Below are 17968 nucleotides of genomic sequence, written 5' to 3' on the forward strand. Positions count from 1 at the left end.
CTTGTTTCCGATCAGGCTAATAGGTCGAGCAGGCGCGTCGATGGCAGCCTGCCTTGCCGCGGCTCCACCGCGCTCTCGTCATGGGTATCAATGCCGGCCTGGGTGGCCAGCTTTTCGAAAATCTGTGAGCCCGCTTCCTGTCGATCCGGGTTATCCTGGCGCAGGCTCATCTGCAGCCCCGACGGGTCGAGCTGAACCCCGGCCTCGCTCAGCATCCGCTCCATGGTGCCGCTCTCGTGCCGCAGCAGGTCCAGTGTCTCCGGGCGGTCGACGACAATGGAGGCGGCCAGATTCTTGCCCTTGCGGCCATGCAGCGTCACATGCATGGCCCCCAGTTCCGGCGGATCGAGTACGATTGAGATCCTGTCCTCTGCTTGCTTGACGATCCGACCGACATGCATGTCGAGCGGATAGGCGGCAGACGGCGTGGGAGTCGACGCTGCCGCTGGCGCGCCGACGGGCGGTATCGCAGCCTCGGCCTTGAAGGGTGGAACGGCCGCGGTCGCGTCGGTCATCAGGCCAAACGGGACTCGTCCCTGGCTGCCATCGTCCCTCGGATCGACCGTCTCGCCGGCCGCCGGCTTTGCCTGCCTCGTCCCCGCAAGGAAGACGGGCGCGGCCGGATCGACCATCGACACGGCCGGGGCGCTGGACAGGGGCAGGGCGCCGGTCGTTCCCACGGTCCGACCCGTCGGGGGCGCCGCCATCGCGTCGCGGGCAGCAAAGATGGAACTGACAGGACCTGCGGTTTCCGGCGCCCAATCGTCGTTCTTCTTGGAATCCGCCGCCTCGCCGACGACGTCGAAGCCGGTAGTGGGGCCGATGCCGGTCGTTGCCGCCTGCGCGATCGTTGGCGGTGCAGTCGGCGTCGCTGGAGCGTCAACGCGGCCGGCCTCGGCGTTGGCGGCCGATGTGCCGGTCGTCACCACGCGCATTTGGCGTGGCGCGTTCGCCACCCCGATCTCGGGTGTAGAAGAGGGAAGAGCGGCAGGTCCCACCTGGACCGACAGGGTCGGCGATGACGGCGGCCGCATCATGGCCAGCACCCCGGCATAGGCGGCGGCCGGATCGGCTGCCGCAGCGACCACGGGGTCATCCTTATCGGCCAGTCCCCCTGCCGGATCCCGATCGGCAGGGGCGACGGATCCCTGCCGCGAGGCGACGACAAGATCGGGAACGGAAATCGCCGGCTTCGATATCATCGGCAAGGTCGGGAAGGGCAACTCCGTGGCCCGGGGAGCCATGGTGGGAGCGCCCGTCTGCAACGTTTCGGCTTCGCTCTCCACCTTTGTTGATGGCATTGGGCCCGATGCCTCGCCGACTGCCGCCGACGCGCCTTCTTCGCCGCTAACGCCCGATAGCGTCGTGCTATCGACCGACACGGCAGAATCGGGTGTCGTTTCGAGGTCACCCAGCAGCACCGCGAAGGAATCGGTCGGCGCGCTCGTCCGGGCGGTGGACGAGTTTCGTTCCGAGAGTTCGGCAGGCCGTGGCGGGCATAAGCTTTGTATCATCATGGCCGCCACTGATGCAGTTAGCGTGCCAATCGCCTAAGCTATTGATTCTGGGCGATTAATAAAGGTTAAAGCGTACTATTCCCATGCGACCGGGCAAAATTTACCGAGGATGGGCGGCAAGTTCTGCCGGGCCGCCTCAAGCGTCGAGCTCGACGTCCCAGTAGAGATAGTCACGCCAGCTATCATGCAGGTAATTGGGCGGGAAGGAGCGCCCATGCTGCTGCAATTGCGGTGCCGAGGGTGCGAAGGGCCGGTTGTGTGGCTGCATGCCGCATTCGGCTGGCAGGCGATTGCTCTTGCGCAGATTGCAGCGGGTGCAGGCGGTGACGATGTTGGTCCAACTCGTCCGGCCGCCGCGCGAACGCGGGATCAGGTGATCGAAGGTGAGCTCGTGCGTCGGAAAGGCACCTTGGCAGTACTGGCAGGTGAAACGGTCGCGCAGGAAGACATTGAACCGCGTAAAGGGCGGCCGCCGTGTCTGTACGACATATTCCTTGAGCGCCACGACGCTGGGCACGCGCAATTCGCGTCCTGGCGAACGAATGGTCCGGTCATAGAGTGAGACGACGGCGACGCGATCGAGAAAGATGGCCTTGATCGCCTCCTGCCAGTTCCAGACGGAGAGCGGATAATAGGAGAGCGGCTGATAGTCGGCGTTGAGGACCAGGGTCGGACATGCGGATAAGGCAAGCATGGCGTTTCCGGGTCCTCCCATCAGTCAGACGTACTGGGGAAGAGAAAAGCGAAGACGCGCCAGATGTCGGACCGCATGCCAACTCCATATACGTCGCTAGCCTACATCAATGTCTTTGGAGCTAGCGCAAGGGCGTGAGACTTGCAAGGCAAGAGGCCGGTTGACGCCGCGCCCGACCACATTTGGAGGAGAAGCGAATTGAGCGAAAGCGACGGGGCTCCCCGCGGTCCGCGTCTGGATCGACGCCATCTCATCAGCGGCCTTGGCGGCGCGCTCGGTGGTAATGCGCTCGGCGGTGGCGTCGTCGGCGCCACGACCTGGAACACCGGCGGCCTCGCGGACGGCCGCTACCATAATCCGCCGGGGAGCCCGAAAAGTGGCGGCGGCTTCAGTGACTGGAGCGGGTTCTTCTGGCGCCGCCTTGTCCGTCCGTCCTCTGCCCCGGTCATCCCGGCAGGCCATCTCCTCCCGTCCGGTGCCGCGCTGGCCGGATGGCAGGCGCTCGAGGGGAAAGACGCCATTCTCTGGCTCGGCCATGCGAGCTTTCTCGTCCGTCTCGCCGGCAAGACCGTCTTGATCGATCCTTTCCTCAGTGAGCGGGCGTCACCCTTCGTCCGGTTCGGACCCAAGCGCTTCGCGCCACCCGGCCTCGACGTCGAGCAGCTTCCCAAGCTCGACCTCCTCCTCTTGTCTCATAATCATTACGATCATCTCGATCTGCCCGCCTTGCGCCGGCTGGCGGCCTTGCAGCAGCCGCCCTTGATCACGACCCTGGGGGTCAGTCGCTACCTGGAAGGCCTGCCCTTTAAGCCGACGCTGGAGATCGGCTGGGGACAGTCGGTCAGCCAGGCTGGGCTCGAGATCGAGGCGGTACCGGCCATCCATTTCTCCAAGCGCACGCTTTTCGATCGCAACCGGACGCTCTGGTGCGGCTACGTGCTCAAGGGCGGTGGCCGTTCGGTCTATTTCACCGGCGACACGGCCTTTGGTCCTGTCTTTGCCGATCTCGCGGAGCGCCTGGCACCCCCGGATCTGGCGCTCGTGCCAATCGGCGCCTATGCGCCCCGTGCGCTGATGCGCGGGGTCCACTGCATGCCGGAAGAAGGCGTGGCGATCGGCAAGACCGTGCAGGCGAAAAAGCTCTGCGGCATGCATTGGGGCACGATAGCACTCACCGACGAGCCACCGTTCGAGCCACCTGGCCGCTTCGCGCAGGCGGCTTTCGCCAGCGGCTATGCGCCCGAGGATGCCTTTGTCCTGCCGATCGGCGGCAGCCGCGCTTTCTAGTCGCCGTGACGCTCCTCAGCCGTCCTTCGCCTCGAGGCGCGCACGCACCCGCGCCCGCGCCTCGGCGTTCTCGCGATCGCTGACATAGAGGAGCGAGGGTAGCTGGCGCATCAACGCCGCCTCGAAGTCATCAAGGCTGCCATCGGCGAGCACCACTTCCCAAAGCATCTCGACGATGGCGATCCGGCCTTCGGGGCCATAGGCCTCTTTGAGGACCCGCGTGAAACCTTGCCAGTCGCTGCCCTCCTTGGCTCGCTTTTCCGCCTGCTCCAGAAGCGTTGCGGCCTCGAAGGGCCCAAGGCCGAAGCGATCGACGAGCAGCCGGCTTATCCGATCGCGCTCGCTCGCGGCGAACTCGCCATCGGCCGTCGCCGCCTCGACCAGCAGCGCGGCCGCCGCCAGTTGATGCGGCTTGTCGTCCTGCACCGCCACCTGGTCCCGGCTTGCGCCGGCCAGGAGTTTCTCGAAGAAGCCGAACACGTGCCCTCCCTTCGCGATGGGGCCAAAGGATCAGGCGGTGCCTGGGGTTTCAGTGTAACGGGCGCCGCTCGTCCGGCACGTCGAGTGAAAAGGCGGGAATGGCAACCTCGAAGGGGAGGCCGTCCTCGGCCACCATGCCATAGCTGCCCATCATGAAGCCCGTGGGCGTCGAGAGAGGGGTCCCGCTCGTGTACTGGAAGCGCTCGCCCGGCGAGAGATGCGGCTGCTCGCCGATGACGCCCTCGCCCTTGACCTCGATCTGCCGGCCGCGCGCATCGGTGATCCGCCAGTGCCGCGTCATGAGCTGCACCGGGACCCTGCCTCGATTCTCGATCGTCACCCGATAGCCGAACACCCAGCGTTCCTTGTCCGGCTCCGACTGATCTTCGATGTAGAAAGGCTCGACCGAGATCGCGATATCGTTGGTGACGGTCTCGTACATATCCAATCCGACCTTGAGCCTCTTCGTCTGGATGACGCTCAACTATGCGGCGGCGCGGTCTGTCTGTCCATTGGCACAGCCGTCATCTTGCAGGGTCGGCCCTGCGTCAACAGGGATGTTGCCGCAGACACGAATCGTCCTAAGCTAAAACCAGACGAAAGTAAGAACGACGGACAAGCCGGGCAGAGAGTCTTGAATTACAAGAGCCATTTCGAGAGCGCCCTCGACAAGGTGCGCCGCGAAGGACGCTATCGCGTTTTCGCCGATCTCGCGCGCCAGGCCGGCGCCTTCCCCGCGGCCCATCATCGTGACCCGGCCGGTGTTCGCGAGGTGACCGTCTGGTGCTCCAACGACTATCTGGGCATGGGACAGCATCCCGACGTGCTGGCCGCCGCGACGGAGGCCGTCCAGACCTATGGAGCAGGTGCGGGAGGTACCCGCAACATCTCGGGCACGACCCATCTCCACGTGCTCCTTGAGGCGGAGCTCGCCAGCCTGCACGACAAGGATCAGGCTCTCGTGATGAGCTCGGGCTTCGTTGCCAACGAGGCCGCGATCTCGACGATCGCCCAGCTTTTGCCGGACTGCCTGATCCTCTCGGATGCCTACAACCATGCCTCGATGATCGCGGGCGTGCGCCATTCGGGCTGTGAGAAGCAGATCTTCCGTCACAACGACGTCGCCCATCTCGAGCAGCTGCTGCGCGCCCAGCCCCGCGAGCGCGCGAAGCTGATCGTCTTCGAGAGCGTCTATTCGATGGACGGCGATTTCGGCCCGATCGCCGAGATCGTCGAGCTCGCCAAGCGCTATAACGCCATGACCTTTCTGGACGAGGTGCATGCCGTCGGCATGTATGGCGCGCATGGTGCCGGCGTTGCCGAGCGCGACGGGCTTATGGCCGAGATCGACGTCATTCAGGGCACGCTCGCCAAGGCGTTCGGTTGCATGGGCGGTTACATCGCCGCCGACGGCGCCATCATCGATGCCGTCCGCTCGCATGCGCCAGGCTTTATCTTCACCAGCTCCCTGGCGCCAGCGGTCGTCGGCGCCGCGCTGGCTTCGGTCCAGTATCTCAAGCAGGCGAGCGCGCTTCGCGAGCGTCACCAGGAGCGCGCGGCCTGTCTCAAGCGCCGGCTGCATGCCGCCGGCCTGCCGGTCATGCCCTCACCCTCGCATATCGTCCCCCTCCTGGTCGGCGAGCCGCGTCGCTGCAAGGAGGCTTCCGACATGCTCATGGCGCAGTACGGCATCTACATCCAGCCGATCAACTATCCGACCGTCCAGCGTGGCACCGAGCGCCTGCGCATCACCCCCACGCCCCTGCACGACGATGCGGTGATGGACCGGCTGGTCGAGGCGTTGGGCGAAGTCTGGTCGCATCTGGAGATCCGCCTGGCGGCCTGAGCCGCCCTGGACGTTCCGTCCGGCCATCGATTCGACGTTCATGTCCTCTTCTCCTCACAGATATTTTTATGAGGCGAGCCTGGGAACGCTGAATTGAGGAATGGTTACCGCCCCGGAGGGATTTGGCGCGCCCGCGCCTAGCGGGCCAGGCTCTCCGCCCCCGACTTGCCGATGATCGAGAGAAATTCGCGCCGCGTGTCGGGATTGGTCTTGAAGATCCCCGAAACGCGGCTCGTTACCATCAGCGAGCCCGGCTTGTGGATGCCGCGCGTGGTCATGCAGTGATGCGTGGCCTCGATCATGACGGCAACGCCGCGTGGCTGGAGTACTTCCTGGATCGTGTCGGCGATCTGGGCGGTCATGCGCTCCTGGATCTGCAGGCGCTTGGCGAAGACCTCGACCAGACGGGCCAGCTTCGAGATGCCGACCACGCGGCTGTTGGGCATGTAGGCCACGTGCGCCCGGCCGATGATGGGCGCCATGTGATGCTCACAGTGCGATTCGAAGCTGATATCCTTGAGCACGACGACGTCGTCATAGCCCTCGACCTCCGAGAAGGTCCGAGCCAGGATTTCGTGCGGCTCTTGCGTATATCCGGCGAAATGCTCGAGGAACGCCTTCGTCACGCGCGTCGGCGTGTCCTGCAGCCCCTCCCGGGACGGGTCCTCGCCGATCCAGCGCAGTAGCGTGCGGACGGCATCTTGCGCCTCCTGGGCGGAGGGCTTGGCGCGGGGATCGAGCCTGGGCGGCGTCTTGGTGATGTGGGCACCTTGCGGACGGGCCAGGAGCTCGACTAGCGAGCGATCGGAGGACATGGCAGCTACTCGGTGGATGACGCGAAAGCCCATCTTAGACGCTTTCGCATGCGGAAGGAAAAGCCCTTGTTCTTCGCGGCGCCAGGCCCGGTTTCCAAGGAGGGCCGAACGGGTCTAGGAAAGAGCCGGCCGCAAGCTTTCATTGTCGGGGCCGCCAAGGGACGCTGCCATGTCTTTCGTATTCGAGCCTGAACCTCGCGTGACGCTGCCGATCAAGGGTAGCGGCCAGCTCTTCCCCGTCCGCCGCGTCTATTGCGTCGGCCGGAACTATGCCGAGCATGCGCGCGAGATGGGCCATGATCCGGATCGCGAGCCACCCTTCTTTTTCCAGAAAAACCCGGACAATCTCCTGCCGATCCCTGACGGCGAGACGGGGAATTTCCCTTATCCCTCCAAGACTGAGGACGTGCATCACGAGATCGAACTGGCCCTGGCGCTCAAGGCGGGCGGCACGGACATCCCGGTCGACCAGGCGATGGCCTGCGTCTATGGCTATGCGGCAGCCTTCGACATGACCAGGCGAGACCTGCAAGGCCAGGCCAAGAAGGCCGGGCGGCCTTGGGAGATCGGCAAGGCCTTCGAGCATTCGGCACCTTGCACGGCGCTGGTCCCGGCGGAGGAGGTCGGCGACATCGGCGATCGCCGGATCTGGGCCCGCGTCGATGGCGCCATCCGCCAGGATGGCAGGACCAGCGCCATGATCTGGAACATTCCCGAGACGATCGCCTATCTCTCGGGCCTTTTCGAACTGCGCGCCGGCGATGTGATCCTGACCGGCACCCCGGCCGGCGTCGGGGCCGTGACACGGGGACAGGTGCTCGAGGGTGGTGTCGAGGGCATCGGCACGTTGCGGTTGCGCGTGGCCTAGGGAGGCACGCTCGCTAGAATTTGAAGGTCACGGTCGCCATGAGGCCGTGATCCTGCGCATCGTGGGCAAGCTCGCCCGTGTAATCGAGGCCGATCGCCAGGCGGGGCAGGACGTCGAGCGCCGCACCCGCACCGAGCACGAGGCTGTCCCTGGCGACCGGACTGCCCTGCACGGCATAGCCGGCACTTCCCTGGGCGAAGGCCAGATGCGCCTCCGGCGACGTGTCGCCATAAGCATGCCGCCAGCCGAGCGAGCCGCCCGTCTTCAATTTGACCGTGTCGAGAACGAGGTCATGGCCGGCCCGCAGGCCCAGCGTCTGGAAGACGATATCGGCGCTGTCGCCCTTGCCGCGCAAGGCGGCACTGCCGCCGCTCTCGTCGACGCCGTCGCTCGAGAGGTTGACGTAGGCGAGGCCGGCGAAAGGCTCGAGGTCGATCGGCCCCAAGGCCGTGGCATAGGCGGCCGACGGGTATTGCAAAGAGGGATAAAGCTGCAAGTAATAGTGAGCGAACTGCTGCCGGTCGTATAGCCTACTGCTACAATCCGGGCGTCGAGTTGTTGAGCGCATGTCATGCTCAACCCTGGCAGTGCGATCACCAGGGAGGATTGTCTCATGGGAACCCTGGGGCTGAATGACGTAGTGTCGCGACCAACCCCAGATTATGCATCCCAGTAAATTTATGCGCCTGTGGTGCCATGTAACTATAAGTAATAATCTATTTTATTTCAATAGATATAACTAATTCGTATGAATATCGACGTTCTTCGTCTCGCGAATGAAGAACAGGCCAATGATGAAGGTGCCAAGCGCAATCACGATTGGATACCAAAGGCCGCTATAGATGTTGCCGGTGGCAGCCGAGATGGCGAAAGCGGTGGGCGGCAGGAAGCCGCCGAACCAGCCATTGCCGATGTGATAGGGCAGCGACATCGAGGTGTAGCGAATGCGTGTGGGAAACATCTCGACCAAGGCCGCCGCGATCGGCCCGTAGACCATGGTGACATAGAGTACCAGGACGAAGAGCATGACGGTCGTCATGAACTTGTTGATCTCCGCCGGATCGGCCTTCGCCGGATAGCCGGCCTCCCGGATCGCATCCGTCATCGACTTGGTGAACGCGTCCGACCGGGTCTTGAAGTCGGCCGTCGCCAGCGCCTGCCCGTCAAAGGCCGGAATCGTCGTCGGTCCGATCTGGACCGAGGCTACCGTGCCGGCCGCCGCCGCCTCGTTGCCGTAGTTCACCGCGTTCCTGGCAAGGAAGCCCTTGGCGATGTCGCAGGAACTGAGGAAGGTGGAGGTCCCCACGGGGTTGAACTGGAAGGAGCATTCCGCGGGGTCGGCGATGACCGTGACCGGCGCGCTCGCCTGGGCGGCCTCCAGCGCCGGATTGGCAAAATGCGTGATTCCCTTGAACAGTGGAAAATAGGTCAGGGCCGCCAGGAGGCAGCCGCCCAGGATGATGGGCTTGCGGCCGATGCGATCGGAGAGCGCCCCAAAGACGAGGAAGAAGGGCGTGGCCACCAGGAGTGCCAGCGCGATCAGGATGTTCGCGGTCGCGGCGTCGACCTTGAGCGTCTGGGTCAGGAAGAAGAGCGCGTAGAACTGACCGGTGTACCAGACGACCCCCTGCCCGGCGGCCAGGCCTAGAAGTGCCAGGATCACCACCTTCAGGTTCGGCCAGTTGGCAAAGCTGTCGCGCAGCGGCGCGGTCGAGCCCTTGCCCTCCGCCTTCATCCGCTGGAAAGCCGGGCTCTCGCTCAGCTGCATGCGGATCCAGATCGAGACCCCCAGAAGGATGATCGAGACCAGGAACGGGATGCGCCAGCCCCAGTCGCCGAACGCCGTCTCGCCCATCCAGGTGCGCACGCCCAGGATGATGAGGAGCGAGAGGAAGAGGCCCAGCGTCGCCGTCGTCTGAATGAAGGAGGTATGGAAACCGCGCCGGCCCTGGGGCGCATGCTCGGCAACATAGGTCGCAGCGCCGCCATATTCGCCGCCCAGTGCCAGACCCTGGACCAGCCGCAGGACGATCAGGATTGTCGGTGCCAGGAATCCCCAGCTCGCGTAGGAGGGGAGGATGCCGACCATGAAGGTCGAGAGGCCCATGAGGACGATCGTGATGAGGAAGGTGTATTTGCGCCCGACCAGGTCACCCAACCGACCGAATACCAGTGCGCCGAACGGGCGAACGGCAAAGCCGGCGGCAAAGGCCAAAAGCGCGAAGATGAAGGCGGCCGTCTCATTGACGCCCGAGAAGAACTGCCTGGCGATGATCGCTGAGAGCGAGCCGTAGAGATAGAAATCGTACCATTCGAAAACCGTGCCGAGCGAGGAGGCGAAGATGACCTTCCTTTCCTCCGCATTCATCGGTCTCGTATCGTCCTTGCCGGTCACGCGTGCGCCGTCGGGTCGCGCTGTTGTTTGCATCGCCCTATCAACCTCCCTGCGGCTCGTCGGCGTTATTGAGGTCGAGTGCCTCGACGAGTCCTTAGAGCCTCAATGAAGCGTTCTTCATGAAGCTCATCAAGATAATTTATCGCTGGAGGATGCGGATGGCCGTCGACGCACGCCGGATGGCCGAGACTAGCGCCGGATGAAGCCTTCCTCGGTCAGGCTGAGCTGGCGCAGGTCGACTCCCGCGGCCGCGAAGGGCGCATTGACCTGATCGATAAAGGCGGCTCGCCGCGCAGGGTCGGGCGTCTTGCCCATGGATTCCGCCGCCGCCGAGGCCAGGACCGACTGGTAGATCATCGAATCGGCCATGGCCTGCTTTTGCGCATCGGAGAGCTTGGGCAAGGCCGCGTTTTCCAGCAGCGCCTGTTTTAGGCTTCCCTCGACCGCCAGCATGGCACGGCCTGAAGGTACGGCGTCCGTCGAGGCACCCTCGCTCACCACTTCCCAGCTATTGACCCAATAGGCGGCCATGACATCCGCCAAGTTATCGCCGCTGAGACCGTAGCGGGCCAGGAGATCCTTGGTCGCGCGGACCGGATCGAGCTGCCGCAGCGCGTCGGCGATGGCATCGGCTCTGGCCTGATCATCCGTGGCCCCATGCACCACGCGGTTGAAGACGGCGGCGCTGACATCCGGCTGGCGGCTGAAGACGAGAGTCGAATCGGGTGCTGCCTCCGTGGCCCGGCGCGTGGCGAGGTCGCCGGCTTCGGCCATGCGCTGCAGGAGGCTTGTTGCCAAAAGCGGTGCCTGCTCATTGGCGGCACGCGCGTTTGAAACCGGATAGAGGAGGGCCAGGGTGCAGGCTGAGACGATGGCCAGGCAAAGGACTACCCGGGCACGCGCGGCATGCCGGCGCCATACCGCTTTCAGCCGACGCAAAGCGCGCGACACTGCCATCTGCATCGTGATGGGCCATCCCCTCTGTTCGCTGCAGAGATGGCATTGGAAGAGCGGTTGGGCAATGCCTTGAGGCCTGCCCCGCGGGGCAGGCATCTTTCAGCTATTCGAGGCCCAGGGTGCCGTTCAGTTTCGAGAGATCCTCAGCCAGGGTCGTGATCGGGCCCTTGAGGGCCGTCCGGTCCGTGTCCGAGACATGATCATAAGTGACGTAGCCGCCATCCTTAGTCTTGTACTTGGCCAGGATCTGGTCGACCTGCTTGAAGTTGGCGTCGATCTTGGCGGCCAGCGCCTTGTCCTGCTTGACGACCAGCGGATGGATGAGTTGGACGATCTTTTGCGCGCCATCCATGTTGGCCTGAAAGTCGTAGAGGTCGGTATGGCTGTAGCGATCCTCTTCGCCCGACAGCTTGGTGGCCGCGACTTCCTCGACCAGGGCCGCGGCACCGCCGACGACCTTGTCCGGCGGGAAGGTCAAGGCGGCGATGCGACCATTCAGATCCTTGACGTCCGCCATCAGTTTGTCGGCGAACGGGCCCAGGCCATCCGTGGTGTTCTGGGTAAAGAGCACGTATTCGATGCGGTGGAAGCCGACGAAGCCGTCATCCTTCTCGCCACCTTCATGGTCGTCGGCGCGGCTATCGATCGAGCTGTCGAGATCGCTGAAGAGTTCGGCGATGGGCTCGATGGTCTCATAAGGCACGCGCGTCGTCGCAAAGAGGCTCTTGGCCTTCTCCAGATCGCCCGCCTTGATGGCCTTGGTGAAAGCCTCCGTGCCCGCCACCAGCTTCTTCGTCTCCGCCGCGACGTAGAGCTTGTAGGCGGCTAGGGGTTTGACCAGGTCCAAGGAAGCATCGGCGGCACCGGCACTTCCGACCCCTCCGAGGGCCAACGCCGATGCCAACGTAAGGGTTGAAAGAAGCTTCCTGCGCATGTTGAAGTAATCCTTTGCCTAAAGACAGTCGCGGTCAGTGAACATTGGAACCATTCAAATATGTTCAAGCATAGAGCGACCGAGAAAGTCCTTATCCGATAGAACGCCTGGCAAAGCAAAGAAATAACCGCCGCCGACGGGTTTGATGTATTCTTCCAGGGGCTCGCCGTTGAGCCGCCGCTGCACTGTGATGAAGCCGGCCTCTAGGTCGCGCTGAAAGCAGATGAAAAGGAGGCCCATATCGAGCTGGCCATTTTTCGCCACGCCGCGTGAATAGTTGAAGGGACGACGAAGCAGGAGGTTTTTGCGTGTTTCGGCGGTGCGCGGGTTGGCCAGGCGAATATGCGCATCCAGCTTCGTGCGCTCTCCCTTCGGATCGTCGGTATAGACGGGCTCGTCATATTCCGATTTGCCGCCGTGGGGCGCGCCGCTCATCTTCTGGCGCCCCATGATGTCTTCCTGCTCCTTCAGCGCCGTTCGATCCCAGCGCTCGACGAAATTGCGGATGATGCGCACGACCTGGTAGCTCCCGCCTGTGGCCCAGTCCGGCTCGCCCTGGCCGGCCTGCACCCAGACGAGCTCGTCCATGAGTGCCTGATCGTTGGTGGCCGGATTGGCGGTGCCGTCTCTGAAGCCCAGGTAATTGCGCGCATTCTCGGGCGGGCCGTCCTTGGCGGCCACCACCGGCACGGATCCCTCCTGCTTCCAGCGGATCGCCAGAAGGTCGGGCATCGTCTTGATGAGATCGCGGAGCGCGTGGATGTTGGCGTCCGCCGAGTTCGAGCAGATCTGCACCATCAGGTCGCCGTGGCACTGAGCGGCTTCGAGCGCATCGTTGGGAAAGCGGGTCATCCGCGCCAGCTGCCGGGGCTTGGCCGCCTCGAGGCCGAAACGTCCGTCGAAGAGGGAGGCGCCCACCGCGACGGTCAAGGTCAGATTGTCCGGTTCGACCACAGGCCCGAGCAAGCCCGAATCCGGCGGCGGAAAAAGCGGATTGACCTCCGGCACCGGCCCACCTTGCATCAGGAAAGCCGCGCGCTCGGTCAGCGTCTTGAAGAGGCGGACCAGATCCTCTTTGGAGCTTGCCAGCACGTCGAAGGCAGCTGCCATGCCATGGGCCGGCCGGGGTGTCACGATACCCGGCTGATGCACGCCGTAGAAAGACTGCCGCTCGCCCTGACCCGCCTGCCCCTTGGGCGTCGGCGCCACCGTCACCGAGCCCCCGGAGGCACTCTCGGCTTTGGCCGTCTCGCCGATCAGCGCGCCGCCGGCGGCCGCCCCGAGGCCCAAAAGCAGGCCTCGACGGCCGGTGCGCGGGAGTTCCGCCGGTGTCGGCGGTGACGGTATCGAATTGGGGTCATGCATGTCGGTCAGTCCATGCCAAGTGCGCCGCGCAGGCGGCCAAAGTCGGCGGTGAGCTTGGTCAACGAGGTCTTCAAGTCTGCTCTCGCCTTCTCGTCGAGCTTCGTCGCCGATGTCGGCCCGTCGCCATCGGTCGGGATCAGGGCACGGGCCGCATCGATGTCGGCCAGCAGCAAGGGCGGCAGGTCCTTGGCCGACTTCAGAGCGGGTGCCAGGAGCTCGACGGCCCGGCGGATACCCATAAGATTACCCTGCAGGTCGACGAGGTAGAGGCCGCTATAGCGCTCGCCCGTGCCATCGAGACGACCGCCCAGGATCTTGTCCAGGAGCGATGCCGGGCCGTTCACCATCGAGGCGGGTGTCACCGCAAGATCGAGGATCCGATCGTTCAGGCTCTGCACATCCGCCTGCAATTGCTGGGCGACCGCTGCCAGCCCATCCAGGCTGCCCGTCTTGAACAGGCCATATTCCAGGCGATGGAAGCCGATGAAGGCGGGATCGGCCTCGCGTTGCGCGAAATAGTCGGCCTGGACGTCGATCTTGTTGGCGAGATCGCCGAAGAGATCGGCCGAGGGCTCGAGCCTCGCATAGGCCAGACGCGCTGGCGCATAGAGATTACGCGCTGCCTCGAGGTCACCGGCCGCCACGGCCTGCGCCAGGTTTGTCGTCGCCTCGAGCAGATCGGCTGCCGCCATACCCAGTCCCACCTGATATTCCGCGGTCGGCCCGAGCAGATCCCGCAGGTCCGGTCCCTTGGTCGCGGCGGCGCGGCTGGCATCCGTCTCGCTCGCAACCAGGGTGCCGCGCGGATTGGAAAGGAGACCGCAGGTAATCTCGTAGTGGCCAGGCTCGAGCCTGACGGTCAGGCGCTGCTTGAAGCCAGGCGCGATGTTCTCACGCTCGGCCACCACCATGACACCGTTGAGGATTTCCCACTCCACGGCGCGGTCGCTGCGATTCTCGATCTCGAAGACGTTGCGACCGGCCTGCACCTTGAAATCGGGGGACTGGCAACCCTTGGCGTCGATCACGACAGCGATCGCCCCGTCACCTGCCGTCGATTGTTGGGCGCGCTTGTACCGCGCCACGCCATAGAGGCCGACAAAGGTTACAAGGAGGAGAAGGACGACGATGCCGACGCCCAGAAATCGATTGGAAGGCCGCGTCATGCTGGTCGATCCTAAATTCGCGCGTCAGTGCGCACCGGCATCCGTCGCGACAGGACGCGGCGCGGCCTGCGACAGGAAGGGCGGCAGTGTCGCCACCAGGAAGAGAACATAGACCAGGACCTCGCCGATCGTCGGCGTGTCCTCGTAACCGAAGATGCCGGCCAGGATCGTGCCCAGCGCCCCGTCGACCGGCAGCACCTGGCTCAGATCAAAGGCCACGCTTTGCAGCCCGTTCCAAAGCCCGGCCTCGTGCAGGGCGCGCAGCGATCCGGCCAGCAGCCCAGCCGCGACGAAGAGGATGAAGATGCCGGTCCAGCGAAAAAAGCGGGCAAGATTGAGCTTAACGCCGCCATAATAGATCCCGAATCCGAACCCGATGGCGAGCGTTAGGCCGAGAAAGGCGCCGATTGGCGCCGCCAACCCGGACTCCTGCTGGAAGGTCGCTAGAAGAAAGAAGACCGATTCCAAGCCTTCGCGCGAGACGGCGAAGAATGCCATCAGCGTCAATGCCAATGCCTGCCCGTTGCGGGTCTTGTGGCGCTCAAGCGCGGCATCAATGGCATCGTGGATTTCATGGCGAATCGATCGCGCCGCCCTGCGCATCCAAAATACCATCCAGGTGAGGATGACGACGGCGATCAGGCCGACCGCCGCCTCGAACAGCTCCTGCTCGCGTTGTGGGAACTCGCCGCTCACGACATCCAGGACCATGCCGAAGACGAGGCAAAGGATGGCCGCCACGACAACGCCGATCCAGACGGCGGGCATCCAGCGTTCTTGGCCCGTCTGGCGCAGATAGGAGGCCACGATGCCGACCACGAGGGCAGCCTCGATGCCTTCACGCAACATGATCAGGAATGGAACCAACATGCCAACGATCCAAGTGCGGCGGCGTCGGCAAGAGGAACTCGCGATCGCCGCTGCATTAAACTCGGAGGATCGCCTACTCCATGCCCGATTTAGGAACAAGCTAAAGATTAGAAATAGATGAGTCGAACAATATAAGAATTATTATAAAGAAATATCACGATGATCTTGATTTGCTCTCGGCTCCGAGAGGCTAGACTACGATCGGCTCGCGACGACGAAGATTTACGGGCTCCGGACCACCAGTGGCCCAGTCGAGCAACTGGACCGTGTGCAATACAGGTATGCGCGTCCCGCTGCTGATTTGCGTGATACAGCCGACATTGCCAGTTGCCACGATGTCGGGATCGGTGCGCTCGAGATTGAGAACCTTGCGATCACGTAGCTGGGTGGCGATTTCGGGTTGCAACAGGTTGTAGGTGCCGGCAGAGCCGCAGCAGAGATGACCCTCCAGGGGCTCGCGCACCTTGAACCCGGCTTCGCTCAGCAACTGCTTGGGGAGGGCCGTGATTTTCTGGCCATGCTGCATCGAGCAGGCCGAATGGTAGGCCACCTTGAGGTCCACCTCGCGCCGGATGGGCAATGGCCCCAGCTCCGCCAGGAATTCGGTAATGTCCCTGGCGAGCATGGCGACGCGCTCCGCCTTGGGCCCGTAGACCGGGTCCTCACGGAACATGAAGCCGTAATCCTTGATCGTCGTACCGCAGCCCGAGGCGTTGATGACGATGGCATCCAGCCCGTCGCCGTCGATCTCGCTGGTCCAGGCATCGATCGCCGCCTTGGCGTAGCCGTGCGCGTTCGCTTCCTTACCTAGATGGTGGGTGAGCGCGCCGCAACAGCCGCCCCCTCTGGCCACGACCACCTCGACGCCCAGCCGTGTCAGGAGCCGCACGGTCGCCTCGTTGATGACGGGGGCCACGACCTGCTGGGCACATCCGGTCAAAAGCGCCACGCGCGCCCGCCTTGCGCCTTCAGCGCGAAACGTCTGCGGCCGGTCGACGGGCGAGGGGGGCGGCAGTTGGGCGGGGGCGAGGGCCATCATCCCGGCGAGCTTCGCCGGCATCAGCTTGGCGAACGGCCGTCCCAGGGTAGCCGCCTTGAGGGCCAGCCGGAAGCGGAAAGGGTTGGGCAGAAGAAAGGCAAGGAGCGACCGAAGGGCGCGGTCGGCAAAAGGTCGCCGATAGGTCTGCTCGATATAGGCGCGCGCATGATCGACCAGATGCATGTAGTTCACGCCCGACGGGCAGGTCGTCATGCAGGAAAGGCAGGAAAGGCAGCGATCGACATGCTTGACGGTCTCGGCCGTGGCCGGCTTGCCGCCCTCCAACATGTCCTTGATCAGGTAGATGCGGCCGCGCGGGCTGTCGAGCTCATCCCCCAGCAGCGTGAAGGTCGGGCACGTGGCCGTGCAAAAGCCGCAATGGACGCATTTTCGCAGCACCCCTTCCGAGGCGGCTGTCGCGGGATCAGCCAACTGCGTCGCTGTGAAATTGGTCTGCATCTGTTCAGACTTCCGCGTACATACGGCCGGGATTGAGGATATGCTTGGGGTCGAAGCTCTCCTTCACCCGCCGCGTCAGGGCTGCCAGGGCCAAAGGCTGAGGCTCGAACACGGGCACCCGCTCGCGAACCTCGTAGGCGGCACGAATGAGAGTCGCGTGGCCGCCATGATCGGCCAGCGCTCGGCGGATCAGATCCGCCTCGCCGGCCCAAGCCGGCTTCAAGGCCAGCCAGACGAGACCGCCAGACCAATCATAGAGATGCTCGGCCGACATCTGGCCGATCCATTCGCTGAGTGTTGCTGCAACCGAGGGCGGCATGGACAGCCGCCAGAGCGGCAACGCGGGCGAGAGCAGCTTCAGGTCGCGGATCTCCGCCCACAACGTGGCGGTATCGTTTGCATCCAGCCGCTCGAATCCGAGTCCGCCATCCTCCGCCAGCAACTGCTGCAGCGCATCGATGCGATGTGCGACGGAGGGCGGCGGCCCTTCCAGCCGCAAGGCGGCCTGTAACCGTACGGGCTTGCGCAGCATGGCCACCTTCGAGCGGCCTGCCGCCAGGATCGGCAGTAGGGCCGCCCCGGAGACCTCGAAGGAACTGTTCATCGCCAATCGGAGAGCCGCCAGCAGCCTTTGCTCGTCGGCGCCCCTGACCAGAAGCGTCGCGCTGGTCTCCGCGCGCGGCAGCACCTTGAAGATAACCCGGGTCATGACGGCCAGCGTGCCATGGCTGCCCGCGAGAAGCTTGCAGAGATCATACCCGGTCACGTTCTTGACCACGCGGCCGCCGGCACGGATCACCTCGCCCCGGCCGGTCACGCAGGTAACACCCAGCAGATGGTCCCTGGCAGCGCCGACCTTCAGTCGCCGCGGTCCCGAAAGGTTCGCGGCGAACACGCCGCCAATCGTCTGCACTCCCGGCTCATGATCGAAGATGACGCCATAATCGGCGGGCTCGAAGGCCAATTCCTGCCCGCGCTCGGCCAACGTCGCCTGGATCGTCGCCATGGGTGTGCCGACGCCGGCAGACATGACGAGCTCGGCCGGCTCATAAAGGTCCACCCCTTCGAGCCTGCGCGTGGAGAGGACCCGCTCAGCGCGGACCGGTCGTCCGAGGCCCCGCTTGCTGCCAGCCCCCATGATTTCCAGGGTTTTGCCGTCCAGGACGGCTTCGGCGACCAGGTCGCGGGTTTCCTCAAGCGTGGCCGGTTCGAGAATTGATTGCTCCAAGACGCCCCTGCTCTCAAGCGATATTTTTATTGGCCCCGTCGAACAAGC

The 17968-nt window shown here is 64.2% G+C and carries 17 protein-coding genes; 3 read left to right on the forward strand and 14 right to left on the reverse strand.

The features are described from left to right. Positions 1-11 precede the first annotated feature (11 nt). Together CFB17_RS10960 and CFB17_RS10965 are read right to left on the reverse strand one after the other, a co-directional pair. Positions 12-1301: a flagellar hook-length control protein FliK gene (locus CFB17_RS10960; RefSeq protein ID WP_165769565.1), complete on the reverse strand. Its 1290-nt coding sequence runs from the start codon at positions 1299-1301 to the stop codon at positions 12-14. Positions 1302-1653: 352 nt separating this feature from the next. After that, positions 1654-2211 (reverse strand): HNH endonuclease, encoded by a 558-nt coding sequence (locus tag CFB17_RS10965; RefSeq protein WP_088561598.1) that lies wholly within the window; start codon positions 2209-2211, stop codon positions 1654-1656. A gap of 198 nt (positions 2212-2409) precedes the next feature. On the opposite strand from CFB17_RS10965, the gene CFB17_RS10970 reads away from it, so the two are divergent. After that, positions 2410-3498, forward strand: a complete 1089-nt coding sequence (locus CFB17_RS10970) for an MBL fold metallo-hydrolase (protein ID WP_165769566.1) — start codon at positions 2410-2412, stop codon at positions 3496-3498. A gap of 15 nt (positions 3499-3513) precedes the next feature. Here CFB17_RS10970 and CFB17_RS10975 read toward each other — a convergent pair whose 3' ends face one another. Both CFB17_RS10975 and apaG read right to left on the reverse strand, forming a co-directional pair. Next, positions 3514-3978, reverse strand: a complete 465-nt coding sequence (locus CFB17_RS10975) for a tellurite resistance TerB family protein (RefSeq protein ID WP_165769567.1) — start codon at positions 3976-3978, stop codon at positions 3514-3516. Positions 3979-4027: 49 nt separating this feature from the next. Next, complete coding sequence (apaG, locus tag CFB17_RS10980) at positions 4028-4420, reverse strand: Co2+/Mg2+ efflux protein ApaG (RefSeq protein WP_088561784.1); 393 nt, start codon at positions 4418-4420, stop codon at positions 4028-4030. 192 nt (positions 4421-4612) lie between these two features. Here apaG and hemA point away from each other — a divergent pair, with 192 nt between their 5' ends. Then, entirely contained in the window at positions 4613-5824 is a 1212-nt protein-coding gene (gene hemA, locus CFB17_RS10985) for a 5-aminolevulinate synthase (RefSeq protein WP_088561601.1), read from the forward strand. 137 nt (positions 5825-5961) lie between these two features. Here hemA and folE read toward each other — a convergent pair whose 3' ends face one another. Then, on the reverse strand, positions 5962-6585 hold the full coding sequence (folE, locus tag CFB17_RS10990) for a GTP cyclohydrolase I FolE (protein ID WP_407642409.1): 624 nt from the start codon (positions 6583-6585) through the stop codon (positions 5962-5964). Between the two features lie 223 nt (positions 6586-6808). Between folE and CFB17_RS10995 the strand changes: the two genes are divergently transcribed. Then, entirely contained in the window at positions 6809-7507 is a 699-nt protein-coding gene (locus tag CFB17_RS10995) for a fumarylacetoacetate hydrolase family protein (RefSeq protein ID WP_088561602.1), read from the forward strand. Between the two features lie 13 nt (positions 7508-7520). On the opposite strand, the gene CFB17_RS11000 is transcribed toward CFB17_RS10995, so the two are convergent. The 9 genes from CFB17_RS11000 to CFB17_RS11040 all read right to left on the reverse strand — a co-directional run bounded on the left by CFB17_RS11000 (position 7521) and on the right by CFB17_RS11040 (position 17920). Continuing rightward, a complete protein-coding gene (locus tag CFB17_RS11000) occupies positions 7521-8003 on the reverse strand; it encodes an autotransporter outer membrane beta-barrel domain-containing protein (protein ID WP_165769568.1) in 483 nt (160 codons plus the stop codon). Positions 8004-8246: 243 nt separating this feature from the next. Continuing rightward, positions 8247-9875: an MFS transporter gene (locus CFB17_RS11005; protein ID WP_088561786.1), complete on the reverse strand. Its 1629-nt coding sequence runs from the start codon at positions 9873-9875 to the stop codon at positions 8247-8249. 216 nt (positions 9876-10091) lie between these two features. Then, on the reverse strand, positions 10092-10865 hold the full coding sequence (locus tag CFB17_RS11010) for a DUF6683 family protein (RefSeq protein ID WP_088561604.1): 774 nt from the start codon (positions 10863-10865) through the stop codon (positions 10092-10094). A gap of 97 nt (positions 10866-10962) precedes the next feature. Then, complete coding sequence (gene efeO, locus CFB17_RS11015) at positions 10963-11793, reverse strand: iron uptake system protein EfeO (protein ID WP_088561605.1); 831 nt, start codon at positions 11791-11793, stop codon at positions 10963-10965. 54 nt (positions 11794-11847) lie between these two features. Continuing rightward, positions 11848-13158, reverse strand: coding sequence for an iron uptake transporter deferrochelatase/peroxidase subunit (gene efeB, locus CFB17_RS11020; protein ID WP_088561606.1), 1311 nt, complete (start codon positions 13156-13158; stop codon positions 11848-11850). Between the two features lie 5 nt (positions 13159-13163). Then, the gene (gene efeO, locus CFB17_RS11025; protein ID WP_088561607.1) at positions 13164-14324 is read right to left on the reverse strand and encodes an iron uptake system protein EfeO; all 1161 of its coding nucleotides are present in this window, start codon (positions 14322-14324) and stop codon (positions 13164-13166) included. Positions 14325-14348: 24 nt separating this feature from the next. Beyond that, positions 14349-15194: an iron uptake transporter permease EfeU gene (efeU, locus tag CFB17_RS11030; protein WP_088561608.1), complete on the reverse strand. Its 846-nt coding sequence runs from the start codon at positions 15192-15194 to the stop codon at positions 14349-14351. A gap of 190 nt (positions 15195-15384) precedes the next feature. Continuing rightward, positions 15385-16692 carry a glycolate oxidase subunit GlcF gene (gene glcF, locus CFB17_RS11035; RefSeq protein WP_088561609.1) on the reverse strand — a complete coding sequence of 436 codons (1308 nt, stop codon included), beginning with the start codon at positions 16690-16692 and terminating at the stop codon, positions 15385-15387. A 4-nt stretch (positions 16693-16696) separates the two neighbouring features. Beyond that, entirely contained in the window at positions 16697-17920 is a 1224-nt protein-coding gene (locus CFB17_RS11040; protein ID WP_207762024.1) for an FAD-binding protein, read from the reverse strand. Between the last annotated feature and the right edge of the window lie 48 nt (positions 17921-17968).

This window comes from Arboricoccus pini, from assembly GCF_900187945.1.
GTDB lineage: Bacteria > Pseudomonadota > Alphaproteobacteria > Geminicoccales > Geminicoccaceae > Arboricoccus > Arboricoccus pini.